This window comes from Pseudomonas sp. Xaverov 83, assembly GCF_019352905.1.
GTDB lineage: Bacteria > Pseudomonadota > Gammaproteobacteria > Pseudomonadales > Pseudomonadaceae > Aquipseudomonas > Aquipseudomonas yamanorum.
Map to the genome: position 1 here is coordinate 73286 of NZ_JAAAFU010000038.1, position 19967 is coordinate 93252.

General features: G+C 62.4%; 17 protein-coding genes. 4 read left to right on the forward strand and 13 right to left on the reverse strand.

Going from position 1 to position 19967, the window contains the following annotated elements; all coding sequences use genetic code 11:
- Nucleotides 1-125: 125 nt before the first annotated feature.
- The 11 genes from pgaD to K0H47_RS13845 form a co-directional block, all read right to left on the reverse strand.
- The gene (gene pgaD, locus K0H47_RS13795; RefSeq protein ID WP_063033652.1) at nt 126-608 is read right to left on the reverse strand and encodes a poly-beta-1,6-N-acetyl-D-glucosamine biosynthesis protein PgaD; all 483 of its coding nucleotides are present in this window, start codon (nt 606-608) and stop codon (nt 126-128) included.
- Complete coding sequence (gene pgaC, locus K0H47_RS13800) at nt 605-1951, reverse strand: poly-beta-1,6-N-acetyl-D-glucosamine synthase (RefSeq protein ID WP_003218180.1); 1347 nt, start codon at nt 1949-1951, stop codon at nt 605-607. The genes pgaD and pgaC overlap by 4 nt, the downstream gene beginning before the upstream one ends.
- Before the next feature lie 3 nt (nt 1952-1954).
- On the reverse strand, nt 1955-3952 hold the full coding sequence (gene pgaB / locus K0H47_RS13805) for a poly-beta-1,6-N-acetyl-D-glucosamine N-deacetylase PgaB (protein WP_063033653.1): 1998 nt from the start codon (nt 3950-3952) through the stop codon (nt 1955-1957).
- Between the two features lie 12 nt (nt 3953-3964).
- Nucleotides 3965-6418, reverse strand: coding sequence for a poly-beta-1,6 N-acetyl-D-glucosamine export porin PgaA (gene pgaA, locus K0H47_RS13810; RefSeq protein ID WP_219272943.1), 2454 nt, complete (start codon nt 6416-6418; stop codon nt 3965-3967).
- A gap of 181 nt (nt 6419-6599) precedes the next feature.
- The gene (locus K0H47_RS13815) at nt 6600-8096 is read right to left on the reverse strand and encodes a YdgA family protein (RefSeq protein WP_063033655.1); all 1497 of its coding nucleotides are present in this window, start codon (nt 8094-8096) and stop codon (nt 6600-6602) included.
- Nucleotides 8097-8362: 266 nt separating this feature from the next.
- Nucleotides 8363-8995, reverse strand: a complete 633-nt coding sequence (locus K0H47_RS13820; RefSeq protein ID WP_003218188.1) for a hypothetical protein — start codon at nt 8993-8995, stop codon at nt 8363-8365.
- Between the two features lie 81 nt (nt 8996-9076).
- Nucleotides 9077-10519 carry an efflux transporter outer membrane subunit gene (locus K0H47_RS13825; RefSeq protein ID WP_076015578.1) on the reverse strand — a complete coding sequence of 481 codons (1443 nt, stop codon included), beginning with the start codon at nt 10517-10519 and terminating at the stop codon, nt 9077-9079.
- Nucleotides 10516-11406: an efflux RND transporter periplasmic adaptor subunit gene (locus K0H47_RS13830; protein ID WP_017478037.1), complete on the reverse strand. Its 891-nt coding sequence runs from the start codon at nt 11404-11406 to the stop codon at nt 10516-10518. Before K0H47_RS13830 ends, K0H47_RS13825 begins: the two co-directional genes overlap by 4 nt.
- Nucleotides 11403-11612 (reverse strand): DUF1656 domain-containing protein, encoded by a 210-nt coding sequence (locus K0H47_RS13835; RefSeq protein ID WP_003218193.1) that lies wholly within the window; start codon nt 11610-11612, stop codon nt 11403-11405. Before K0H47_RS13835 ends, K0H47_RS13830 begins: the two co-directional genes overlap by 4 nt.
- Nucleotides 11609-13687: an FUSC family protein gene (locus K0H47_RS13840; protein ID WP_219272945.1), complete on the reverse strand. Its 2079-nt coding sequence runs from the start codon at nt 13685-13687 to the stop codon at nt 11609-11611. Before K0H47_RS13840 ends, K0H47_RS13835 begins: the two co-directional genes overlap by 4 nt.
- A complete protein-coding gene (locus K0H47_RS13845) occupies nt 13684-14115 on the reverse strand; it encodes a MarR family winged helix-turn-helix transcriptional regulator (RefSeq protein ID WP_010168758.1) in 432 nt (143 codons plus the stop codon). Before K0H47_RS13845 ends, K0H47_RS13840 begins: the two co-directional genes overlap by 4 nt.
- A gap of 260 nt (nt 14116-14375) precedes the next feature.
- Between K0H47_RS13845 and K0H47_RS13850 the strand changes: the two genes are divergently transcribed.
- Together K0H47_RS13850 and K0H47_RS13855 are read left to right on the forward strand one after the other, a co-directional pair.
- Nucleotides 14376-14654, forward strand: a complete 279-nt coding sequence (locus K0H47_RS13850; RefSeq protein ID WP_063033658.1) for a hypothetical protein — start codon at nt 14376-14378, stop codon at nt 14652-14654.
- Nucleotides 14651-14944 (forward strand): type II toxin-antitoxin system RelE/ParE family toxin, encoded by a 294-nt coding sequence (locus K0H47_RS13855; protein WP_081253234.1) that lies wholly within the window; start codon nt 14651-14653, stop codon nt 14942-14944. The genes K0H47_RS13850 and K0H47_RS13855 overlap by 4 nt, the downstream gene beginning before the upstream one ends.
- A gap of 4 nt (nt 14945-14948) precedes the next feature.
- Here the strand turns inward: K0H47_RS13855 and K0H47_RS13860 are convergent, their stop codons facing one another.
- Nucleotides 14949-15194 carry a DUF2789 domain-containing protein gene (locus tag K0H47_RS13860; RefSeq protein ID WP_063033660.1) on the reverse strand — a complete coding sequence of 82 codons (246 nt, stop codon included), beginning with the start codon at nt 15192-15194 and terminating at the stop codon, nt 14949-14951.
- A gap of 75 nt (nt 15195-15269) precedes the next feature.
- Nucleotides 15270-16877 (reverse strand): glycosyltransferase family 39 protein, encoded by a 1608-nt coding sequence (locus tag K0H47_RS13865; RefSeq protein ID WP_374106754.1) that lies wholly within the window; start codon nt 16875-16877, stop codon nt 15270-15272.
- A gap of 209 nt (nt 16878-17086) precedes the next feature.
- Here K0H47_RS13865 and K0H47_RS13870 point away from each other — a divergent pair, with 209 nt between their 5' ends.
- Together K0H47_RS13870 and K0H47_RS13875 are read left to right on the forward strand one after the other, a co-directional pair.
- Complete coding sequence (locus K0H47_RS13870) at nt 17087-19249, forward strand: hypothetical protein (protein ID WP_063033662.1); 2163 nt, start codon at nt 17087-17089, stop codon at nt 19247-19249.
- Nucleotides 19250-19252: 3 nt separating this feature from the next.
- Nucleotides 19253-19957, forward strand: coding sequence for a DUF3142 domain-containing protein (locus tag K0H47_RS13875; RefSeq protein ID WP_063033663.1), 705 nt, complete (start codon nt 19253-19255; stop codon nt 19955-19957).
- Nucleotides 19958-19967 lie beyond the last annotated feature (10 nt).

Below are 19967 nucleotides of genomic sequence, written 5' to 3' on the forward strand. Positions count from 1 at the left end.
CAACTATGGCGCTTACAATTGCCATTATTTGGCCATCAATCTGGTATCCAGACTGGTTAGTAGCCAAAAGATGGGAAAAGTTCGCAGTTATTTTGTGAATTGGATCCCATTTTTCGGCATCCCGGTTAACCAACCTCCTTGGTCCGCTCCTGCCCCGCTACCAACTTCAACCCTGGCCGCTCCACATGCCGGGACACATGGGCTGTCACTTCCTGCACGCCCCCTTCGTGGTCGTTATGAATCACCAGCACACCCGGGCGGCGCAGTTGCTCCAGGTCACCTTCCCCCAGGCTGAAGCTGTCGCTCAAACGCTGGTCGCTCAGGGCCTTGGCCGCCGAACGGCGCTGGGCAAACCGCTTGCCGCGTTGCTGCTGGTAACGCGCCCAACCGATCAGCACCACCGCGTTGAACACGGCGATCCACAGGTAGATCTGCAAGGTGTCCAGCGCCGCAAAAATCGGCGCTTCGATCCGCGGGCCGCCGTGGCTGTCGAGCATCGGCACCATGCCGCGCACCAGCAGGAGGATCAGCCCGGCCCAGGCCAGCAGGGTCAGGAATACGTCGATCGCCCACATCACCGGGCGCTGTTGGGTTCGGATCAGGTTCATGGCTGCACATCCGTAGTGGGGGCTTTGATACCGCGATCCGGGCTGACCCAGCGCGCGCGTTTCTGGTGTTGGCGGAACAACACTTTGGGGAAGCTGACCAGGGTGGTGAACAGGCTCACCAACCAGAACACCAGCGGGTACCAGACGGTCCAGAACAGGGTTTTCCACAGGCCCTTTTCATAGCGCCGGTCGATCATGATGCTCACCGCGAACTGCACCAGGCACACCACCGCCAACAGCAAGCCGGTGAAGGCCGGCGGCATCAGCGAGTCAACGGCGATGGCGGCGGGCAGCGTCACGACTTTGCCCACGGCCCAAAAGATCACCGAAAGCAAAAAGGTGAAGGCCCAGCCGGTGGACAGGCAGTACTCGAACAGCAGCGGCCACAGGTAGCGATGGCGCCATTGCCAGATGCCCCGGATGTTCTTGAACAGCACTTCGGCGCCGCCCTGGGCCCAGCGCAGGCGCTGCTTCCACAGGCCGCCGAGGGTTTCCGGCATCAGGATCCAGCACAGCGCGCGGGGCTCGTAGAAGATGCTCCAGTGGTCCAGTTGCAGCTTCCAGCTCACGTCAATGTCTTCGGTGATCATGTCGGTGCTCCAGTAGTCGACCCGGTCCAGGGCCGCCCGCCGAAACGCCACCACCACGCCGGAGACGGTGAAGATCCGCCCGAAGACCCGCTGGGTGCGCTTGATCAAGCCGATGATCGAAGAGAACTCGCCCACCTGCACCCGGCCGATCAAGGTGGAGCGCGTGCGAATCCGCGGGTTGCCGGTGACGGCACCGAGGCGCGGGTTGTCGAGCATCGGCGCCACCAAGTACGCCGCCGTGTTCGGCGAGAGCAATGCATCGCCGTCGATGCACACCAGGTATTCGCTGCGCGCGGCTACCGCACCCATGCGCAAGGCCACGGCCTTGCCCTGGTTTTGCGCAAGGTGCAGCACCCGCAGACGCGGTTCTTTCAGCGCCAGCGCATCGAGCACGGCGGCGGTGTTGTCGCTGGAGCCGTCGTTGATCGCGATCACTTCAATGTTGCGGTACTGCTGGGCCAACGCGGCGCCGATGGTTTCGGCGGCGTTGTCGCCTTCGTTGTAGCAAGGGATCAGGATCGAGATCAGTGGCTCACCGGCCAGCACCGGCGCCGGCGTGTCATCCGCCCACGGCCAATGGCGCTCCCAGTGCAGCCAGAAGTACAGGCCGCCAGCGATCCACAAGCCGGACATGAACAGCGGATAGAAGAATACGAAGTCCATCAGGAACTGCCCGGTGACCAAAAAGATCAGCCCAAGGGGCACACCCAATACCAATGACAAGACGATAAGCGCGAGGATTCTGTCGAACATGAGTCAAGGATTCCACTGGTTGGAAAGGGCCGGACGCACGGTTTTCAGATCCGGCGAGTTCTCCAGGAAGTTGTCGGGGTAGTAGCCAAAACTGGTCACGCCCTGACGCTTGAGCACGCCCATCCACTCGGCCATTTGCGCACCGTCCAGATCGGGAGCGGCCGAGGTGCGCCAGTCTTTGGCTTGCAACTCGAAGACTGTGCGTTGCAGCGCGCCGGGGCGGGCCTTGACGGTGGCCACGAGCTTTTCCAGCCAGGCGTTGGAGCCTTTGAGGTCCTGGCCTTCCATCAGCGGCATGGCCATGGGCGCGGTCCAGTCGTAGCTGGTGAGGAAGTCGTCGAGGTTCTGCGCGAACCAGGCTTCGCTGCCCGGGTTGAGCATCGGCTCGGCGAAGATGTTGCGTGCGGTCTGCACCTGCGGGCCGCGCAGCGTGCGGACCTTGGCGGTCAGTTCATGGGTGAAGTCAATCAGGTAGCGGCTCTTGAAACGCGTCCAGCGCTGCATCACCGCAGGGTCGGCGCGCAGGGCTTCGATGGTGTCCGGCAGGCCATTGGCGGCGTAGGCCTTGAGCGCCAGCGGGCTGGCGTCTTCGAAGTCCGACAGCACCGCGTCGTCGTGGAACAGCACGCCGTCGATGGCACTGGTGCGGGCCAGGTCTTCGTAGATTTCGCCGATGATCTGCCGCACCTTCGGATCGAACGGCGACAGGCGCTGGTACTGGTCCGGGTCGATGGCGACCTTGCCGGTTTCCGGGTCCCAACGGGTGACACGGGGCAGCTTCGCATCGAGGGCGAAGCTGAGCACCGGCATCCAGGCAAATACGTTCACGTGAGCCCGGGTGCGCAGTTGCCAGGTGACACGGTTGAACAGGTCGGCGCGCACCGGCAAATGGCGGTTGGGGAAGTACAGCGAACGCACCAGGCCATCGCCCTTGGGGTCGGCGAAGGCTTGCAGGAACACGGTGCTGGCGCCCATGTCGACCACGCGCTGGACCAGTTTGTCGAGGTTGCGCGCCTGCTGCTCCGGGTCCGGGTCGTAGACGTTGTCCAGGTCCACATGCAGCACCCGCAGCGGGGCTTCAGTCTGGGTCGCGACGATGGCGTTGGCGTAGTGTTCGCCGTCCGGGTCGGAGGCCACCAGGAAGCGCGGGCTGCTCATCAGGTTGCCGAGGCTGTCGAGACCGTCTTCCAGGGTCAGGGCCATCTGGTAACCCTGCTCGCCTACCACCGCCAGCGAGGTGCCATCGGCAGCGCCGTAAGGCCACACCCACACGCGCGGCGCCTTGCCGGTGACGGCGCGGATCTTGTTGGAGATGGCCGTCACGTCGGTGCGCATCCGCGCCTGGAACTGGGCTTCGGTTTCGTAGCGATGGGTGGCCGGGTCAAAGCGTCGGGTGGTGGCGGCCGGTTGCAGGTTGCCCTGTGGGTTGGCCAGTACGCCCTTGTGGTTGGCGTCGGTGTGCGCGGCGATTTCCACCAGGCCGGATTGGGCGATTTCACGCACCTGCTGCCAGGTCAGGAAGTCCGAACGCGGCCGTGGCGTGCCGGCGAAATCCACCGGTTGGTTCAGCGGCGTATCCACCCACGAACCCACCGGCGCCAGCAATGCGTGCCAGTTGTAGCTGCGCAGGATCGGCATCACACGGGTGTAGAAGCTCGCGTAGCCGTCATCGAAGCTGAGCATGATCGCCTTCGCCGGCAGCTCCGGGCCGCCGTTGCGGGCGGCGAGGATCTGGTCGACGGTGACCGGCTGGTAGCCGTTCTCCCGCAACCACGCCAGCTGTTCGATCAAACGCTCGGTACGTACGGCCACCACCGCCTGATCAGGGTCGCGGTCCTCGATGTCGTGGTAGGCGATACCGAGAAAGTGGTTCTTCGGCCACGCCGCTTCGTTGGCGGGCTTGAGCCGCTCGGCGGGTGGAGTGAAAGGCGCGGGTTGCTGGGCGCAAGCGCTGCTCAGCATTAACCCCAGGGCCAACAGGCAACGGGACAAGACAGGCATGATCGGACTCTTCTAGAAGCGGTAGGTGAGGTCGACGATCAGGCGCAGATCGCTTTCGCGCTCACCGTCATAAGGTCGGCTGATCCAGCTGAGGTTGGCGCCGGTTTCGAGCACGTCGTTCCAGCGAAACCGCTGGCCGTAGCCCACCAATGCAACGCCGCCGGTGCCGTAATCGCGCTGGCTGTAGGTGCCCGCCCCCACCTGGAACTGCTGGCTCCACTGGGTTTCGTAGCGGTGGTAGAGCACGTGGTTGACGGTCGCCGTGGGCAGCACGCTGAAGTCCGAGCGCGGGTTGAAGTACGGCGTGTCTTCCTTGGTGTTGCGGCTGGTGCCGACTTCCAGGCCCAGATCGACTTGCACCCCCGGCGAGCTGTACACGCCCTGGCGACCGGTGAGCAGTGCTTCGAGACGGTTGTTGCCGTCGCTGAAATGGGACGGGCTCAGGGCCAGTTTCCATTCGCGGCTTTCGTTGGCGTGCCAGCGGATAAAACCGCTGCCGCCGTTGGCAGTAATGTCGGCATTCAGCGCCCGCAACGGAGTGCTGGCGGAGAGGTAGTCGAGGCTACCGCCGTACTGCCATTGGTCATTGATGTCCCGGGCAATCGCGATGCGCGCGCCCTGCTTGTCGCCAAAGCCGTAGGAGTGATTGGAGACCTCGGCTTCGAGGGTCATGTCGCGGGTGCGCCGCTCGACACCGAGGCGCTGCCAGCGGTGTTGGCCGGTGCCTTCCTGGAAATCGGCAGTGGCGTAGCCGACACCGCCGAACACGCGCCAGTCTTCATCGATGGGCGGGCTGTAGAGCAAGGTTTCGATGCCGAAATCGCGGCTGCCGGACACCGCGCCCGCACCGTTATCGCCGCCACCGTTGCTTTTGCCGGTGTAGGCCTCGACGCGCAATTCGGCCATGTCATGCACATCCCGCAGGCGGCTGAGGCGCTGTACCTGGCGGTTGTCCGGGGCGCGGTCGACCACGTCGTCGGTGAGCGCATCGAGCTGGCGCCACTCCTGCAGATCCAGGGCGGTATGGCCTTGGGAGACTTCCAGGCCGATGTCGCGCGGGGCCTGGGCTTCGGTTTCCTTGAGGGTGTTTTCGGCGCGCCGTGGCCAGTCGCGGGCGCGGTACATATCAGCTTGGGCCAGGCGCAGGCCAATGTTACCGGGCGCCTGTTGCACCAGAGCTTCCAGGCCTTTTTCGCTGGCGGGCAGGTCGGCGCCATAGGTGCCGGCCTGGGCGGCCAATTGTTGGGCGTCCATCCAGGCGTCGTTGGGGTTGCCGATGGGCAGGCCCTTGAGTTCGACCCGGGGTTTCTGGGTGCTCGCCAGGTTGTCGGCGACTTCGCGGGCCTCCACCACTTGATCGTTTTCAAGCAAGGCGTAGAACAACGCGGTGCTGTCTTCGACGTGATCGCCGGCGTCCGCATCGCTCGCCGCCAAGGCCTGGCGATACAGCGGCGCGGCCTTTTCCGGCTGGCGCTGGTCAAGGTAAGCGGCAGCGACCCAGCGCAGCGCGTAGGTCGGCAGCTGCACACCTTCGCCCTTCAGCACTTCGTAATCGCGGATCACCTCGGCGGTGCGCGCCCGAGCCTTCAGCGCACCCAGGCGATCGATGCGCCAGCGCACCACGTCATCATGGGCGGTGGCATCCGGTGTCCAGGTAGTGAGCAGTTGGTCGTAATCCTTGAGGGCGCGGTCGGCGATGACGTAGCGCTCTTTTTCACTGCGCGAGGCGAACTCGGCCAGGCGCACGCGCTCGGCGGCCAGGTCGCCTTCGAGGCGGCGCTGGGTGACCGGGTCCAACAGGCCCGGGCGCCGGGCGGCCAGGCGCAGGGCCGGTTCCGGCAGGCGCGCGCGTTGCAGGGCGATGATGTATTCGCGGGCGACTTCGGGTTTGTTGCCGGCGCGGATGAACGCCTGGTCGAATTCGAACAGCGCATCATAGGTTGAACCGGCACGGGTCAGGGCATAACCCAAGGCCATGCGGCGGTCGGCGTCGTCGGGCTTGGCGGCCACCAGAGCTCGGGTGCGCTGTACGGCCTCGGCGGTTTGGCCGGCGTCGGCCTGGGTCAGGGCCAGGCCCAATTGAAGGTCCGGGTTATTCGGCTCGCGTTGCAGCGCCTGGCGATACACGGCAATCGCCGGCTCCCAACGCTGCTGGTTGCGATAGGTACGGGCGACGGTGACCAACGCTTGGGTAGTTAGGGTGCGACTGCGGCCCTGAGCCTCGTAGACCGTCAGCACCTCGGTGTCCTGGCGTGCCCAACTGGCAATCAACAGGTGATCACTGACCTGCCCGGGCGTCTGGCGCTCGGCGGGCAATTGGCGCAACAGGTTGAGGGCCGGGCCATAGTTGCCGCTGCGGGCCTGGTTGATCAGCGAATCATAGGCAGCATCCGCCGACGCCACGACAGGCCAGAGCAACTGGCTACACAGGGCCAGACGGATAAAGGGATGAACATTACGCGACATGTCGTCAGCTTCCTCACCAGGGAAAGCTGTAGCGATAAATTCACCTGCACGACACTCCAGGCGGCCAGCATCTGATGACGCGGCCAAGCTTTCCTGGGGCGCAATATCCTTGAGAGGGGTACAAAAAAGGCCAATTCCGAACAATTATTCAGAATTGGCCTACATCACTTTGAGCTGATTCTTATTGAGCGCCGCTGACCGCGCCGAACTTGCCCAGCACAAACCCAATGAATTGCTCGACGGTCATTTTCTGGCCGTTGAAGGTCACTTCATTGTTGGCGTAGTGCAGCTTGGACACGATATCGGTGCCCACCAGAGTCGCCAGTTGAGTGCCCACGGCCATGCCGCTGATCATCTCGCTGGCCATCTGGGATTGCTGCTCGATGGCTTTCGGGTCGGTCACACCACCGATCTGCGCTTGCAGGGCGGCAACGTCCTGGACCATCGGCTTGGACAGGGTCAGGTTGGCATCCAGCAGCGCAACAATTTGCTTGCCCAGCTCAACCGGCGGCAGTTCCATGCTCGACGGTTTGGCCAGGTCCAGCACCAGGTTGAAACGGCTCTCGCCATTGGTGGTTTTCAGCGACAGGTTTTCTACCGCCACTTGCGGCTTGGCAGCCAGCAGTTGGTCGACGTTGGCCTGGGCCAGGGTCTGCTCGGCTTCGGTCAGTTGCAACTCAGGTACGGGCTGGCCAGCCGCCGCAGCGGCTTGGGCCGGTTGCACTTTTTCCTGATAGAGCTTGGTCAGCACCAGCATCGACGGGATGTCGACGTTCTTCATGCTGACCGCCATGGCCGCCGAACCCACTGGCTTGCCCTGGTAACCGATCTCGTCGATCTTGTAGTCGACACGGCCGGCCAGGTTGTTGTCCTTGGTTTCGCTGCTGTCTTTCTGCTCAAAGTTCTTGAGGGTCAGCACCGCTTGCTGCGGACCGAAGGTGACCTTGGTGTTGGTCAACTCGACCGTGTTTTGCCCGGTGTAGAAACCAAAGGTGGTTTTTTCCAGGTTGCTGGCGATGGTCAGGCCACTCAGCTCGGCATCCAGCTTGGCGTTGTTGGCATCGACCACCGAGACTTTGAGGCTGTCCATGTAGCCGCTGGCCTTCACCTTCTTGCCTTCAGCAGTCGAATCGAAGTCCAGGTTGGCGCCGGAGAAGCTCACGGCCGACTTGTCGTCCTTGAGTTCCAGGGGCAGCAGTTCAACGTTGCCGTTCACCGAGCGGTTGTAGCCGATGTTGGCCACGCCTTTGAGCGGCGACACGTCTTTGCTGGCGGCGAACCATTTTTCGGTGGTGGCGTTTTTCTCAAGCTCGTAGTGACTGGTGGCCATGACCGGCAACCACTTCAGCGATACCAGGCGCGAGAACGGCAGCGGGCCGTGTTCGATATGGTCGACGAACAGCAGTTCGGTGTCCTGATGGTTTTCGCCGAACACTGCGCCCTGGGCCTTGAGGCGATAGTGGGCGGTGCTGCTGAACAGCTGGCGGTCGAGGGAGACCAGTTCGAGGGTCACGGTGCCGTCGACACCGGCCATGGAGGTCTGCAGTTCCTTGTTGGCGTCCTGGATGGCGGTTTGCAGCACCGGCTCCAGTTGCTTGCCGGTGTACCAGGCACCGCCTGCGCTGATTGCACCAATGGCGACGACGATACCCAAGAGAACGACTGCTGGCTTATTCATGTAGTGACCTGATCAAATCCTGTGAAGTGGGCTGTCTTCCCTGAACCCCGAAGGGTGTCGGCTCAAGCCCGCCGAAATCCGGGGAAGATTAGCATTGGCTGGCGTATGCAGCCCAATTTTTCAATAGGCGCAGGCTTCAGCGGTGAACGGTAAAGTGCCTTCGCGAGCAAGCCCGCTCCCACATTCGACTGCATTCCAAAGATGGAACTCGATCAAATGTGGGAGCGGGCTTGCTCGCGAAGGCGTCAGTACAGACACCACAGAATTCAGGAATACTCGGTTTCGATCTCATCGAGTTGATGGTCAAAGCTCTTCAGCCGCGCCGTCCACGTATACACCAGCACTTCAAACTCACGGTGAATCACCGCATTGCCCGGCGTATCCGATTTGGGATCATAAAAATCCAGCTGGTAACGCTCCCGCGCCATCGCGGTGGCCACGTCGGATAATTCCCGGGCGTTATTCAGCCAATGCCGTCCGTCGGCGACTTGCCGATCAAGCATCACGCACTGTTTTTTCAGGGCTTCGAGGCTTTTTTCCAGCGGGGTGCCGGTCAGTTCACCCATGACTTCCTGGAAGGTGCGCCCAGGTTGCCAGTAGCTGCCCCAGAAGTAGCGGTCGAACACTGTCTCGACCCGACGCAGGGCAACCTTGGTGTCCCAGATCGCCACGCGGGTCTTGCCTTGTTCGAGCAGTCTTCGCTTGATTCGCTGGCCCTGGTAAGAAGCCCAGGCCACCACGCCGATGGACAGCACCGCGATCAGCGCGCTGGCGCTGTCGAGGAACACCATGGCCTTGTCGATTTGATGGGCCAACATGATGCCGTAGAAGTAAGTCGCCGATAGCAACACCAGTGCGAAGAACACGCACCAGAAAGCGGGAGCATAAGGGTTTTTCATTATTGGAATCCCCATGAGCAAACGCGAGCAGTGACAAGCGGGTCATCAACAGAACCCGCCAGTCAAAGCATAGCAATCAGCTCAGGGTTTGCTGGCTTGTGTGGCTTGCGTTCGTCCACTTTCCCAGCCGCCGCCCAGGGCCAGGAACAAATCGATCTGGCTCATGGCAACCTGGGTGTTCGCCGCCGCCAGTTGCGCCCGCACATCGGTGTAGGTGCGGGTGGCTTGCAGGTCGGCCAGGAACGACGCGCGACCGGCCTGGAAGAAGCGGTGCGTCTGCTCCGCGGCCTCTTTGGCCGAGGCGCCGGCATCCGCCAGGGCATCGCGACGTTGCAGTTGCGCGGTGTATTGCGCCAGGCCCGTCTGGGTTTCGCGGATGGCGTTGAGCACCACGCCGTCGAAATGCGCCAGGGCGCCCTGGGTCGCGGCTTCGGCTTCATGGATGCGCGCGCGGGCGCCGTTGGTCGGCAGCGTCCAACTGATCAGCGGGCCAAAGCCCCAGCGGTTGGTGGCCGGCGTGCCCAGGTCATCCAGGATACCCACGGTGCCGACGGTGGCCCCGATGCTGATGTCCGGGTACAGCGCGCCGGTGGCCACACCGATGCGCGCAGTGGCAGCCGCCAGTTGGCGTTCGGCCTGGCGCACATCAGGGCGACGCTTGAGCAGCGTGGCGCCGTCGCCTACCGGCAGCAATTGGGCGATATGCGGCAGTTCGGCGCATTGCGCGGTGCCGGCCGGCAGTTGATTCAGTGGCTTGGCCAGCAGCATCGACAGGCGGAACAGCCCCGCCTGGCGCAGTGCTTCATAGCGCGGCATTTCGGCGCGCAAGGATTTGTACTGGGTTTGCGAACGGGTGACCTGGGTTTCATCACCCCGCCCGGCATCCCGCAGGCGCTGGGTCAGGTGCGTGCTCTGGGCTTGCAGGTCGAGGGACTCGTTGGCGATCGCCAGCTCTTCATTGGCCGCGCACACTTGGGTGTAGGAGCGCACCACGTCGGCCACCAGGGTGATACGGGCGATATCGGCCGCCGCCTGGGCCGCGTCGGCGCTGGCCTGGGAGCTTTCAATGCCGCGCTGCAAGGTGCCGAACAAATCGAATTGGTAGGACGTGCTGATGCTCGCGGCGCCGATATTGGCCACCGGGACTTTTTCCGTCAGCAAATAGGCCTCACCGGATTCTTGCAGGCGCTGGGCTTCCGCTTTGGCGCCAGCACTCCAGCCGCCGGCAGATTCGGCTTGCTGCACTTGATAGCGCGAGCGCTGCAAGTTGGCCGCAGCCACCCGCAGGTCGGTGTTGGAGGCCATGGCCTGCTCCACCAGCTTATCCAGGCGCGGGTCTTGATAGAGCTTCCACCAGTCCGCCGGCACCGGCGCCGACACCACATTGTTGCCCTCCCCGGCCAACTGGCCCTGAAGGTCACCACGGTTCACGGCCGCCTTGTCCGGCAGCTTGTAATCGGGGCCCACCACTTGGCAGGCCGACAGCAACAACCCCAGCCCGGCGGTTGCTAAAAGCCGTTTCATGGCTGGTTCTCCGACTTGGGTTTATCGCCGATGATCGACACCGTGGCAGTGCGCCCGGCAATCATGCGGAAGTCCGCCGGCACGTCGTCAAAGGCGATGCGCACCGGAATCCGCTGGGCCAGGCGCACCCAGCTGAACGCCGGGTTGACGTTGGGCAGCAGGTTGGAGCCGCTGGTGCGGTCACGGTCTTCGATACCGGCGACAATGCTCTGCACATGCCCGCGCAGGCGAGCGTTGTCGCCGATCACGCGGATGTCGACGCTCTGGCCGACGTGGATGCCGTCGAGCTTGGTCTCTTCGAAATAGCCGTCGATGTGGAAGGAGTTGCTGTCCACCACCGACAACACCGGACGCCCGGCGGTCACGAACTCCTGGTTACGTGGCGCACGGTCGTTGATGTAGCCGTCCACCGGGCTGCGGATCACCGAGCGGTCCAGGTTGAGCTGCGCGGCATCCACCGCCACTTGCGACTCCGCCAGGGCCGATTGGGCACGGGCCACGCGGGACTGGCTTTCTTCCAGTTGCTCGCTGGCCACCAGGTTGCCGAGGCCACGGTTACGCTTGTTCTCGCGCACGGCCTGGGCCAGGGTTTCCTGGCGGTCGGCCACGGCGGCCTGGGCTTGGCGCAGGGCCAGCTTGAAGCGGTCCTGGTCGACAGAGAACAGCACCTGGCCGCGCACCACCAACTGGTTGTCACGCACGTCCACTTGCTGGATCAGCCCGGACACGTCCGGGGCGATCTGCACGATGTCGGCACGGATGTGGCCGTCACGGGTCCAGGGGGCGAACATGTAGTACATCACCATGCGCCATACGACGACGCAGGCGAAGGTCACCACCAATAACGTCAGGACTACACGGCCGATGGTCAAAAAAGGTTTTTTCATGTCATGAGGTATCGACTGAGTGAATCCACTGCGCCCAGCAACAGAGCGTAGAGACCCACATTGAACAATGCCCGGTGCCAGACCAGGCGATAGAAGTGGACGCGGGTCAACAGCCCGTGCACCACCAGGTACAACACATACGTAATGCCCATCAGCACCAGCAGCGTGGGCAGGAACACCCCGCTGATATCCAGATCACCGATCATAAAGGCGCTCCATCGGGTAACGGCGCTTCCATTTCTGTGCCGCCGAGAAATTCCACGCCGGGCAACAACGCCAGGCGCAAGCCACTGAGGGCGTGCAGCAAGTGCAGGCGGGTTTCGTCCTCACCTTGCAGGCCCTGGCCGTTGAGGGCGCGGCGGGTACGGTCGAGGGTCATCAGCAGACCGCTGGGGGCCGGCAGACGTTCACCGGCTTTCAGGCAGGCCTTGAAGTAACCGCCGACGCCTTCCACCACCTGGTTCAACAACACACGCGGAACCCCGAGGATGCGCGGCGAGTACGCCAGCAGGTCCAGCAGGTTCAGCGCCACCCGTACTTCCCGCAACGCGATGCCGGTGTCCTGGCCGGTCATGGCCAGGCGCGGCAGGTGCTGCATCAGGCGGTCGAGCATTTGCACGCCCATCTTGCGGTGCTCGGCCAGGGTCGCAGGCTCGGTGAGGGTGACGATGTCGCGCCAGCTGAAACGGGTCAGGCGCTTGGCCGCCAGCTCGGCGCCGAACGGCCGGGCAATCAGGGTCCAGACGAAGGCGAACAACAGGCCCACCGGGCCCGCCAGGTTGGAGTTGGCGAAGGCCAGGAAGTCCGCATCATAGGCGCCCTGGATGCTGATGAACGACGAGGTGTTGACCAGCGTCAGCAGCATGCCGAGGTAGAAGCGCGGCTGTACCGTCAGCGTGCCGATGCAGATAAAGGGCACCGAAAACGCCAGCACCAGCATCGGGAAATCATGCAGGTTGGGCAGCACCAGAAACAGGTAGAGGCTGGCGAACAGCACCGACATTGCGGTCCAGAAAAAGAACCGGTAGATCTGCGGCGCCGGATCGTCCATGGAGGCAAAAAAGCTGCAGGCCACCGCCGCCAGGATCACCGCGCTGCCACCGTCGGTCCAGCCCAGCAGGATCCACAGCACCGAGGCGACGATGATCGCGGTGACGGTGGAAAACGCCGAGTAGAACATCAAGCCACGGTCGAGAAACGGGGTCAGCCGGCCCAGGCGCCAATGGCGGTACACCGCGCGCCAGCTGTCCTGGCTTTCGCACTGGATGGCGGCTTGCAGGCTGCGGCAGTCTTGCCACAAATCCACCCACTCGCCCAGACGATACAGGGCGTTGGAGAACAGCAACTGATGGCGGTCATCCAGGGCGTCGGCATCGGGTTGCAGGGCTTCGATCTGGTCACGCAGAACACGCCAGCGTTCGAGGGGCGCGTCCTTTTGCGTGCTGGCCAGCCACTCGTTGGCGGCGGTCAGCAACGGTGTGAAACGGTCGAGCAATTCCGGCGCGCGGTGTTCCAGGGCATACACGGCATCGTCGAGAGCATCGATCACCGGCAGCAGGTGGATCATCCGCCCGCGCAGCTCCTTGGTGTTGCGCACCGTTTGCGGCCGCGAGCCCTCGTGGGGCAGTTGGCCGATCATCAATTCCAGGGTGTTGAAGGTGGCAACCATGCCACCGCGCAGGGTGCTGATTTCATCGGGTTGCACGTCGCGGCTGAGAAAGCGCTGGCTGTAGACCTGGGCGTCGGCAAACCACTTGCTCACCGAGTCATCGAACACCGGCGCCAGGCGTCGCGGCCAGAACATCGCGCCCACTACGGCTGCCACGGCGATACCGAGGAAAATTTCTTCAGTACGCGCTTCGGCCACATCCCACACCGCCAGCGGGTTATCCACCACCGGCAGGGCGATCAGCGGCAAGGTGTAGCCGGCCAGCATCAGCGCATAGCTGTTGGCGGTGCGCAGGTGCAGTGACAGGAACAGCAGAATCCCGGTCCACAGCGCGATCACCACCACCAGCATGTAAGGCGTCTGTACAAACATCGGCACAAAAAACACCGCAGCGGCCGCCCCCATGAAGGTACCGACCGCCCGGTACAGCGCCTTGGAGCTGGTAGGGCCGACAAACGGGCTGGAAACGATATACACCGTGGCCATCGCCCAATACGGACGCGGCATTTGCATCAGCATGGCGATGTACAACGCGATCATTGAAGCGGCGAATGTCCTTACGCCATAGAACCAATCCTTGGCCGGCGGCATGCCGGTAAAAAATCCGTTCAAGAACTCACAACCATGGGATGTTGATTGGCGCCTTCGAAGGCCCGCAGTACACGCAGCGCAGCTTCCAGGTCATCGGGATCGATCGTCGCCAGCACCTCGCGGCGCAGGCGCACCAGCTGTTCTTCCACCGCCTGCACCAGCTCGCGGCCACGCTCGGTGAGGCTCAAGGCCTTGGCACGGCGGTCGTGGATGTCTTCGGTGCGGCACACATAGCCGGAACTGCACAGCTGGTCCAACAGGCGCACCAGGGACGGGCTTTCCATCCCGGCGGCCTGGGCCACCTTGACCTGGTGCACGCCGTCACCGAGGCGGCCGATCATCAGCAGCGGCACGGCGCAGGCTTCAGAGATGCCATAGCTGACGAGCGTGGTCTGGCAGATTTTGCGCCAGGTCCTGGCACCTACCACCATGCTGCTGCTGATGTTCATCTGGAGTTGTTCGAGGGTCTGGGACACTGGACTCTTCGCATACAGTTAGTTTGCTAACTATCAATATGGTCGATGGATACAAAGCAGTCAAGTTTTGATACAAATTTGCGGATGGGTGGATGGCCCGTGGGCTAAGTAAAGCTGGTTTGGGGAAAGGTGGTTTGCTGCCAGCAACCGTCAGTCGCCTCACTCAGCTCACATGCGTCGTCAGGTATGCACGTTGTATATACTTCGTACATACCAATCTAGAGCATTCACTTATGTCGAAACTAGCCGTTTTCACCTTGAAGCTTGAGTCGGAACTACGCGACCAATTCATGGCCGAGTGCGAGGCTACCCACCGTCCTGCATCGCAAATCGTACGAGATATGATGCGTCAGTTTGTCCAGGCCCAGCAGGAATCACGGGAGTACGATGCGTTCTTGCAGCGTAAAGTAGACGCCTCTCGCGCCTCGATACAGGCAGGCAGAGAGATTTCCAATGAGGATTTGGAAGCTGAGTTTTCTGCGAAACGTGCTCACGTAGATAGTCAGGAATGAGGGTTGCCTGGACGCCGGAAGCGGCGCAGGACCGTAGGGATATCTGGGACTTTTTATTTGAGAAAAGCCCACAAGCCGCAGCCGATATGGATCGACGCTTCAGCAGTGCAGTGCTGGGACTGGCAAAACACCCAGAAATCGGTCCACTCGGCAGGATCACGGGCACACGCGAAGTCATTCCTCATCCAAGCTACCGCCTTGTTTACCAACTTGAGCCCGACGTAGTAAGGGTCGTAGCGCTTGTGCACACCGCTCGCCAATGGCCACCAGAGAAAGCAACCGCCTCTTGACGGCTTAGACTCCTCGCCCCTCTCTCAACCGCAAATTCAACTCATCCACCACCTCCGCCCAATCCGCATCCTCCAAAATCTCTTCGCGCAAAAACGCCCGCTGGCCTGGCGTCCAGAAAAACGCTTCCGCCAGGTGCAGTTCGGGCTTGAGTGGGGAGTGGACCGCGATGAACCGCTCAATGCTGACCGGGTCATCGGGCAAACCGAGCTGTTTGAACAACGATGGCAAGTTGTGGACTGGGGATTCCATGAGGCGTTCCTGGAGAAATGGTTCACCTGAGTCTAGCCCCCCAGGCGAACATAAACCTCTCCGGTGTTGCGCAGATTAATCGCAACCCTCGCGGTGCACGCCCGCTGGCGCGTTACACAGCACGAACAGCCGGGCTCGTGCGCCACCGCCATCCTGCTGGCTGAGCTGGCGCCACCCTGTCGGTAACGGAGCAAACTCATCCGGCGGCTCCGTGCCGCTGATCAGCCATACACGCTGGGTCTCGGCGGGTAACGCCGACAAGCGATCAAGGTAAATACGCCCGCCGTCCTGGTCCACCAAGGTGCCAAAACCATAGGCGTTCGGCCGTGTGGACTTGCCGGAGGCGGTCGGCGGTGTGAAGAGCTGCAACTGGGCGTCGGTCTCATCGTAATAGACGTAGGGCAGGTACCACAGCATGTCGCTGATGACGATGCGGTCATCTTCCTGGTAGTTACGATTGACGAACTCCACCACCACGTTGAATTGGTCATGTTCATCGACGGTGGCGTTGGTCTTCACGCCCACCCACTCGACCCCGACAAACAGCACTAGCAGTGCTGCCCCGGCGAGCGGCAGGCGTGGCGACAGACGGTCGACAGCCACCGCCACGATGATCGGCAAACTCATCGCGTAGGCGGTGAGATAACGCTCGATAAACACCGGGGAAATAAACGACACCCCATAGACCAGCAGCACCGGCAGGATGAAAAACAGCGCCAGCAGCCAGCCGAAGCGATAGCGGCTTTGATCGCGCCAGGCGGTCACGCCTACCAGTGCTATCAGTAGTAAAGGAAACGCAATGAAGAGGGGGCGCCACAAATGGTCGCCCGGGTCCTGAATGAGGAACTGCCACACCATCGATGGCACGGAATACAGGTTGACCGGATCCTCCCAGCCAATATCACCGCCCACCTTGAGTTCTTCGGTGTGCTGCACCAGGCCCAGCAAATTCGGGAGCCAGGGCAGGTACAGCAAGACAATGGCAACGTTGGCCAACCACCAGCCCGGACGTGTGACAAGGCGCAGGCCGCCGGTCCGTGGCTGGCGCAGCAACAGCAGCCATGACCAATGCACCAGTACGCACAAGGCAGTGAAGTAGTGGGTGTAGAAAGCCGCCGTCATCAACAGCGCATAGGCCACCAGATAGCGCTTGCGTTCAGGCTGGCGGACCCAATACACCAATGCCAGGGTGGCGGCCAGCAGCCACACGCCCAGCAGCGAATACATTCGCACTTCCTGGCTGTAGCGCACCGCCGTGGGCAGCAACGCCAGCAGAATCCCCGCCAGTACCGCCGCGCGGCGGGTCGCGATCAGCCGCGTCAGCCAGACCCCCAGGCCGACCGCAACCACACCGGGGATCGCACTCATGCTGCGCAGGGAGAAAATACTGTCGCCAAACACCTCGATCCAGCCGCGCAGCATGAAGAAATACAGCGGCGGGTGAACGTCATGGGCGGCGTGAAACCACAGGTCCTCCAGGGAATACTCAGCGAGCAGCAGGCTTGAACCTTCATCGCCCCAGATTGCGGAGGCGGTCAGGCCATAGAAGCGCACGGCCATGGCCAACGCCACCAGCGGCACCCACCACAATCGAGCCAGCCAGCCGGCATTCTCCCAAAGACCAGGATTGACCACGGGAAATGCCCCGGCCTTGTTGTCTTGTTCCGCCACAGAGCGTCGCACCTCTACTTCCTCACCCACTACTGAACCTGCGCTTGCGCGAACACCCGCCACTCTAGGTGAAAAGGCCTTGATTCGCCCGCTGTTTTGCTCGTTTTGAGCCGTCATCCGCCAATCGGACAAATCTGAATTTTGCGCAGGGTGTCTCCGACGCTTTGGTCGGATCAGGCTATGATTGCTGCCTTCCATGGATTCAGGATCAAGGACACTTCATGCGCATCGGTCTTCTGTCACCCCTGGCACTGGCATTGCTCGCCTCCCTGCCCCTTCAGGCCCACGCCAGCGGCGATGACTCGTGCTACCCGGATTGGCGGGTGTCGCGTAACAGCCTGGACGTGTGCAGCAACCTGCCATTTTTGAGCCCGGGCAATGACAGCCGGGTCAACCTGCGGCTGCTGCTGGCGGACAAAAACGTCATGCCGCTGGCACCGAATGCCCTGGGCGAGCAGGACTTTTCCGAAGGCTTTGGCCCGGTGCCATTCCCGGTGTATCGGCTCACGCCCGCAGCGGATGAGCCCGACAACAAACCCGACGACTCGCGTACCGCCGAACTGGATGAACTGCTCAGCCCACTCGGCATCAAGCGCGATGACTACAAGGCCGCCGGTGAAGCCTTCCTTTCCGGCGAAGGCAGCCGTTGCCGCAGCAACGCCGATGACAGCGCCGCCGCGTTTATCAGCCAGGTGGTGAAGGCCGATGTACCGCAAGCCGAGCGCCAACTACTGGCCAAACTGCGGTTGCAGATGCTCGGCAGTTGTTCCTCGGACGGCGTAGCGGCAGGCGAGGCCGACTCAATTAAATCCGCAGACGGCCAGGCATTGCTCGCCTACCTGAAAGCCGCCGGGGACTTTTACAGCGGGCGCTTCGGCGATGCGCAAAAAGGCTTTGCCGGGCTGACGAGCAGTTCGCTGCCTTGGCTCAAGGAAACAGCGTTATATATGACGGCGCGCACCGCGCTGAACGACGCCCAGCAAAATGCCTTCGACGAATACGGCACGCCCTCGCTTGAGCATGTGGATAAGTCCGCGCTGCAACAGGCCGAGACTGGATTCGATGATTACCTGAAAACTTATCCACAGGGCGAATACGCCGCCTCCGCCCGCGGCCTGCTGCGCCGGGTGCACTGGCTGGCGCCCAACCCCGACAAACTGGCGGACGACTTCGCCTGGCAACTGACCCAGGCCACCGAGGCCCAGCGCAACGTATCGCTGGATGAACTGGTGCAGGAAGCCGACACCAAATTGCTGACCAGCACCACGGCACCCGTAGGCAATCCGTTGATCCTGGCCCTCAACGACCTGATGTGGATGCGCGCCGGTGACCCGCCGAAGCTCACCCGTGAAGCCCTCGATGGGCAGAAGTCGACATTCGCCCAGGAACCGGCGCTATATGCCTACGTACAGGCGGCGTTTGCCGTGTACGTCGAGCACCAACCCGATCGCGCCTTGAAGTTGTTGCCGCAAGACGTGCCGTCGAACCTCGATTACTTCGCCTTCAGCCAGCAGACCCTGCGCGGCCTGGCATTGGAAGCCAAGGAAGACTGGAAAACCGCCGAAGCACTGTGGCTGCAACTGCTGCCGTTGGCCAAGCAACCGTTGCAACGTGACCAGCTGGAGCTGGCCTTGGCGATGAACTACGAACGCAGCGGCCAACTGGCCAAGGTATTCGCCGCCGACTCGCCGATCAGTGCCAAACAGGTGCGCTATATCCTGCTGCGCAACGTCGCCGGTCCCGATCTGCTGCGCCAACAGCTTGCCGATTCCAGCGACCCAGTAGAGCGCCAGACCGCGCAATTCACGCTGCTTTATAAAGACCTGCTGCGCGGCCAGTTTGAGACCTTTGCCAAGGACCTGAAGCAACTGCCCGCCTCGGTTCCCGATGACAAGCTCGGCACCAGCCTGGGTTACGTCTACAGCGGCGGCCAGTCGTTGAAACTGTTCCAATGGAACGGTGACAAGGCCGAGTCCGGCTACACCTGCCCGAGCATCGCGCAAATCGCCAGCACCCTGCAGGCCGATCCGAAAAACCCGCAAGGCCTGAACTGCCTGGGTGAATTCATCCTGCGTAACGGCCTGGACGGCATGCCCCTGGAACAAGCGCGCTCCGCCGGCAGCCTGGGCAGTACCGCCTCGCCCTTCAAGGGCGAAACCTTCTCGCGGCTCGAAGGCTATAAACGGGTGATCGGCAATCCCAAGGCCCCTCACAACGACAAGGCCTACGCACTGTTTCGCGCCATCAACTGCTATGGGCCTTCGGGCTACAACAGCTGCGGTGGGGAAGACGTCGACAAGGCCGTGCGCAAAGGTTGGTTCCGCCAGTTGAAGACCGGGTTTGCCGATACCCAGTGGGGCAAGTCGCTGCAGTACTACTGGTAAGCCGTGAAGCGTTTCTGGCTGGCCCTGCTCCTGCTGGCAAGCCCGGCTTTCGGTGCGGTGGACGCCCGCGACCATGATGCGTTCTGGCTGTGGAGCGGCGTCGCGCCGCAGCCGGTGCTCAAGCAGGCCAAAACCCTGTACATCCTCCAGGGCCAGATCAACTCAACCCGCCGCGCACCCCAGCGTGGCGTGCAGTTCATCGCCCAGGGCATGAGTGTGCCGCGCCTCACCCAAGGTGAAATCTGGGTGGTGTACCGCGCCCACACCCTGCACTGGCCCGAGTCGGTCTACAGCCAGATGCTCGGCCAGGTACAACGTTGGCGAGACGCGGGCAACCCGGTGGTTGGCATCCAGATCGACTTCGACGCACGCACGCAATACCTCAACGAATACGCCGACTTCCTGCGCGACTTGCGCCAGCGCCTGCCCAAGGATTTGCGCCTGAGCATCACCGGGCTGATGGACTGGAGCAGCAACGCTGACCCGGCCGCCATCGCCCAACTCAAAGGCGTGATTGATGAAGTGGTGGTGCAGACCTACCAGGGCCGCCACAGCATCCCGGATTACGCGGCGTACCTGCCACGCATGAACCGGCTGGGAGTGCCATTCAAGATTGGGTTGATTCAGGGTGGGGCGTGGGAGGAGCCGGGGTATTTGAAGGGAAATGAGTGGTTTCGTGGGTATGTGGTGTTTTTGCAGAATCCTTGAATGCCCACAG

Bases quoted from the DNA above. Each gene is read 5' to 3' on its own strand.
- pgaD (WP_063033652.1), bottom strand. From the start codon at position 608: ATGAACCTGATCCGAACCCAACAGCGCCCGGTGATGTGGGCGATCGAC.
- pgaC (WP_003218180.1), bottom strand. From the start codon at position 1,951: ATGTTCGACAGAATCCTCGCGCTTATCGTCTTGTCATTGGTATTGGGT.
- pgaB (WP_063033653.1), bottom strand. From the start codon at position 3,952: ATGCCTGTCTTGTCCCGTTGCCTGTTGGCCCTGGGGTTAATGCTGAGC.
- pgaA (WP_219272943.1), bottom strand. From the start codon at position 6,418: ATGTCGCGTAATGTTCATCCCTTTATCCGTCTGGCCCTGTGTAGCCAG.
- K0H47_RS13815 (WP_063033655.1), bottom strand. From the start codon at position 8,096: ATGAATAAGCCAGCAGTCGTTCTCTTGGGTATCGTCGTCGCCATTGGT.
- K0H47_RS13820 (WP_003218188.1), bottom strand. From the start codon at position 8,995: ATGAAAAACCCTTATGCTCCCGCTTTCTGGTGCGTGTTCTTCGCACTG.
- K0H47_RS13825 (WP_076015578.1), bottom strand. From the start codon at position 10,519: ATGAAACGGCTTTTAGCAACCGCCGGGCTGGGGTTGTTGCTGTCGGCC.
- K0H47_RS13830 (WP_017478037.1), bottom strand. From the start codon at position 11,406: ATGAAAAAACCTTTTTTGACCATCGGCCGTGTAGTCCTGACGTTATTG.
- K0H47_RS13835 (WP_003218193.1), bottom strand. From the start codon at position 11,612: ATGATCGGTGATCTGGATATCAGCGGGGTGTTCCTGCCCACGCTGCTG.
- K0H47_RS13845 (WP_010168758.1), bottom strand. From the start codon at position 14,115: ATGAACATCAGCAGCAGCATGGTGGTAGGTGCCAGGACCTGGCGCAAA.
- K0H47_RS13850 (WP_063033658.1), top strand. From the start codon at position 14,376: ATGTCGAAACTAGCCGTTTTCACCTTGAAGCTTGAGTCGGAACTACGC.
- K0H47_RS13855 (WP_081253234.1), top strand. From the start codon at position 14,651: ATGAGGGTTGCCTGGACGCCGGAAGCGGCGCAGGACCGTAGGGATATC.
- K0H47_RS13860 (WP_063033660.1), bottom strand. From the start codon at position 15,194: ATGGAATCCCCAGTCCACAACTTGCCATCGTTGTTCAAACAGCTCGGT.
- K0H47_RS13870 (WP_063033662.1), top strand. From the start codon at position 17,087: ATGCGCATCGGTCTTCTGTCACCCCTGGCACTGGCATTGCTCGCCTCC.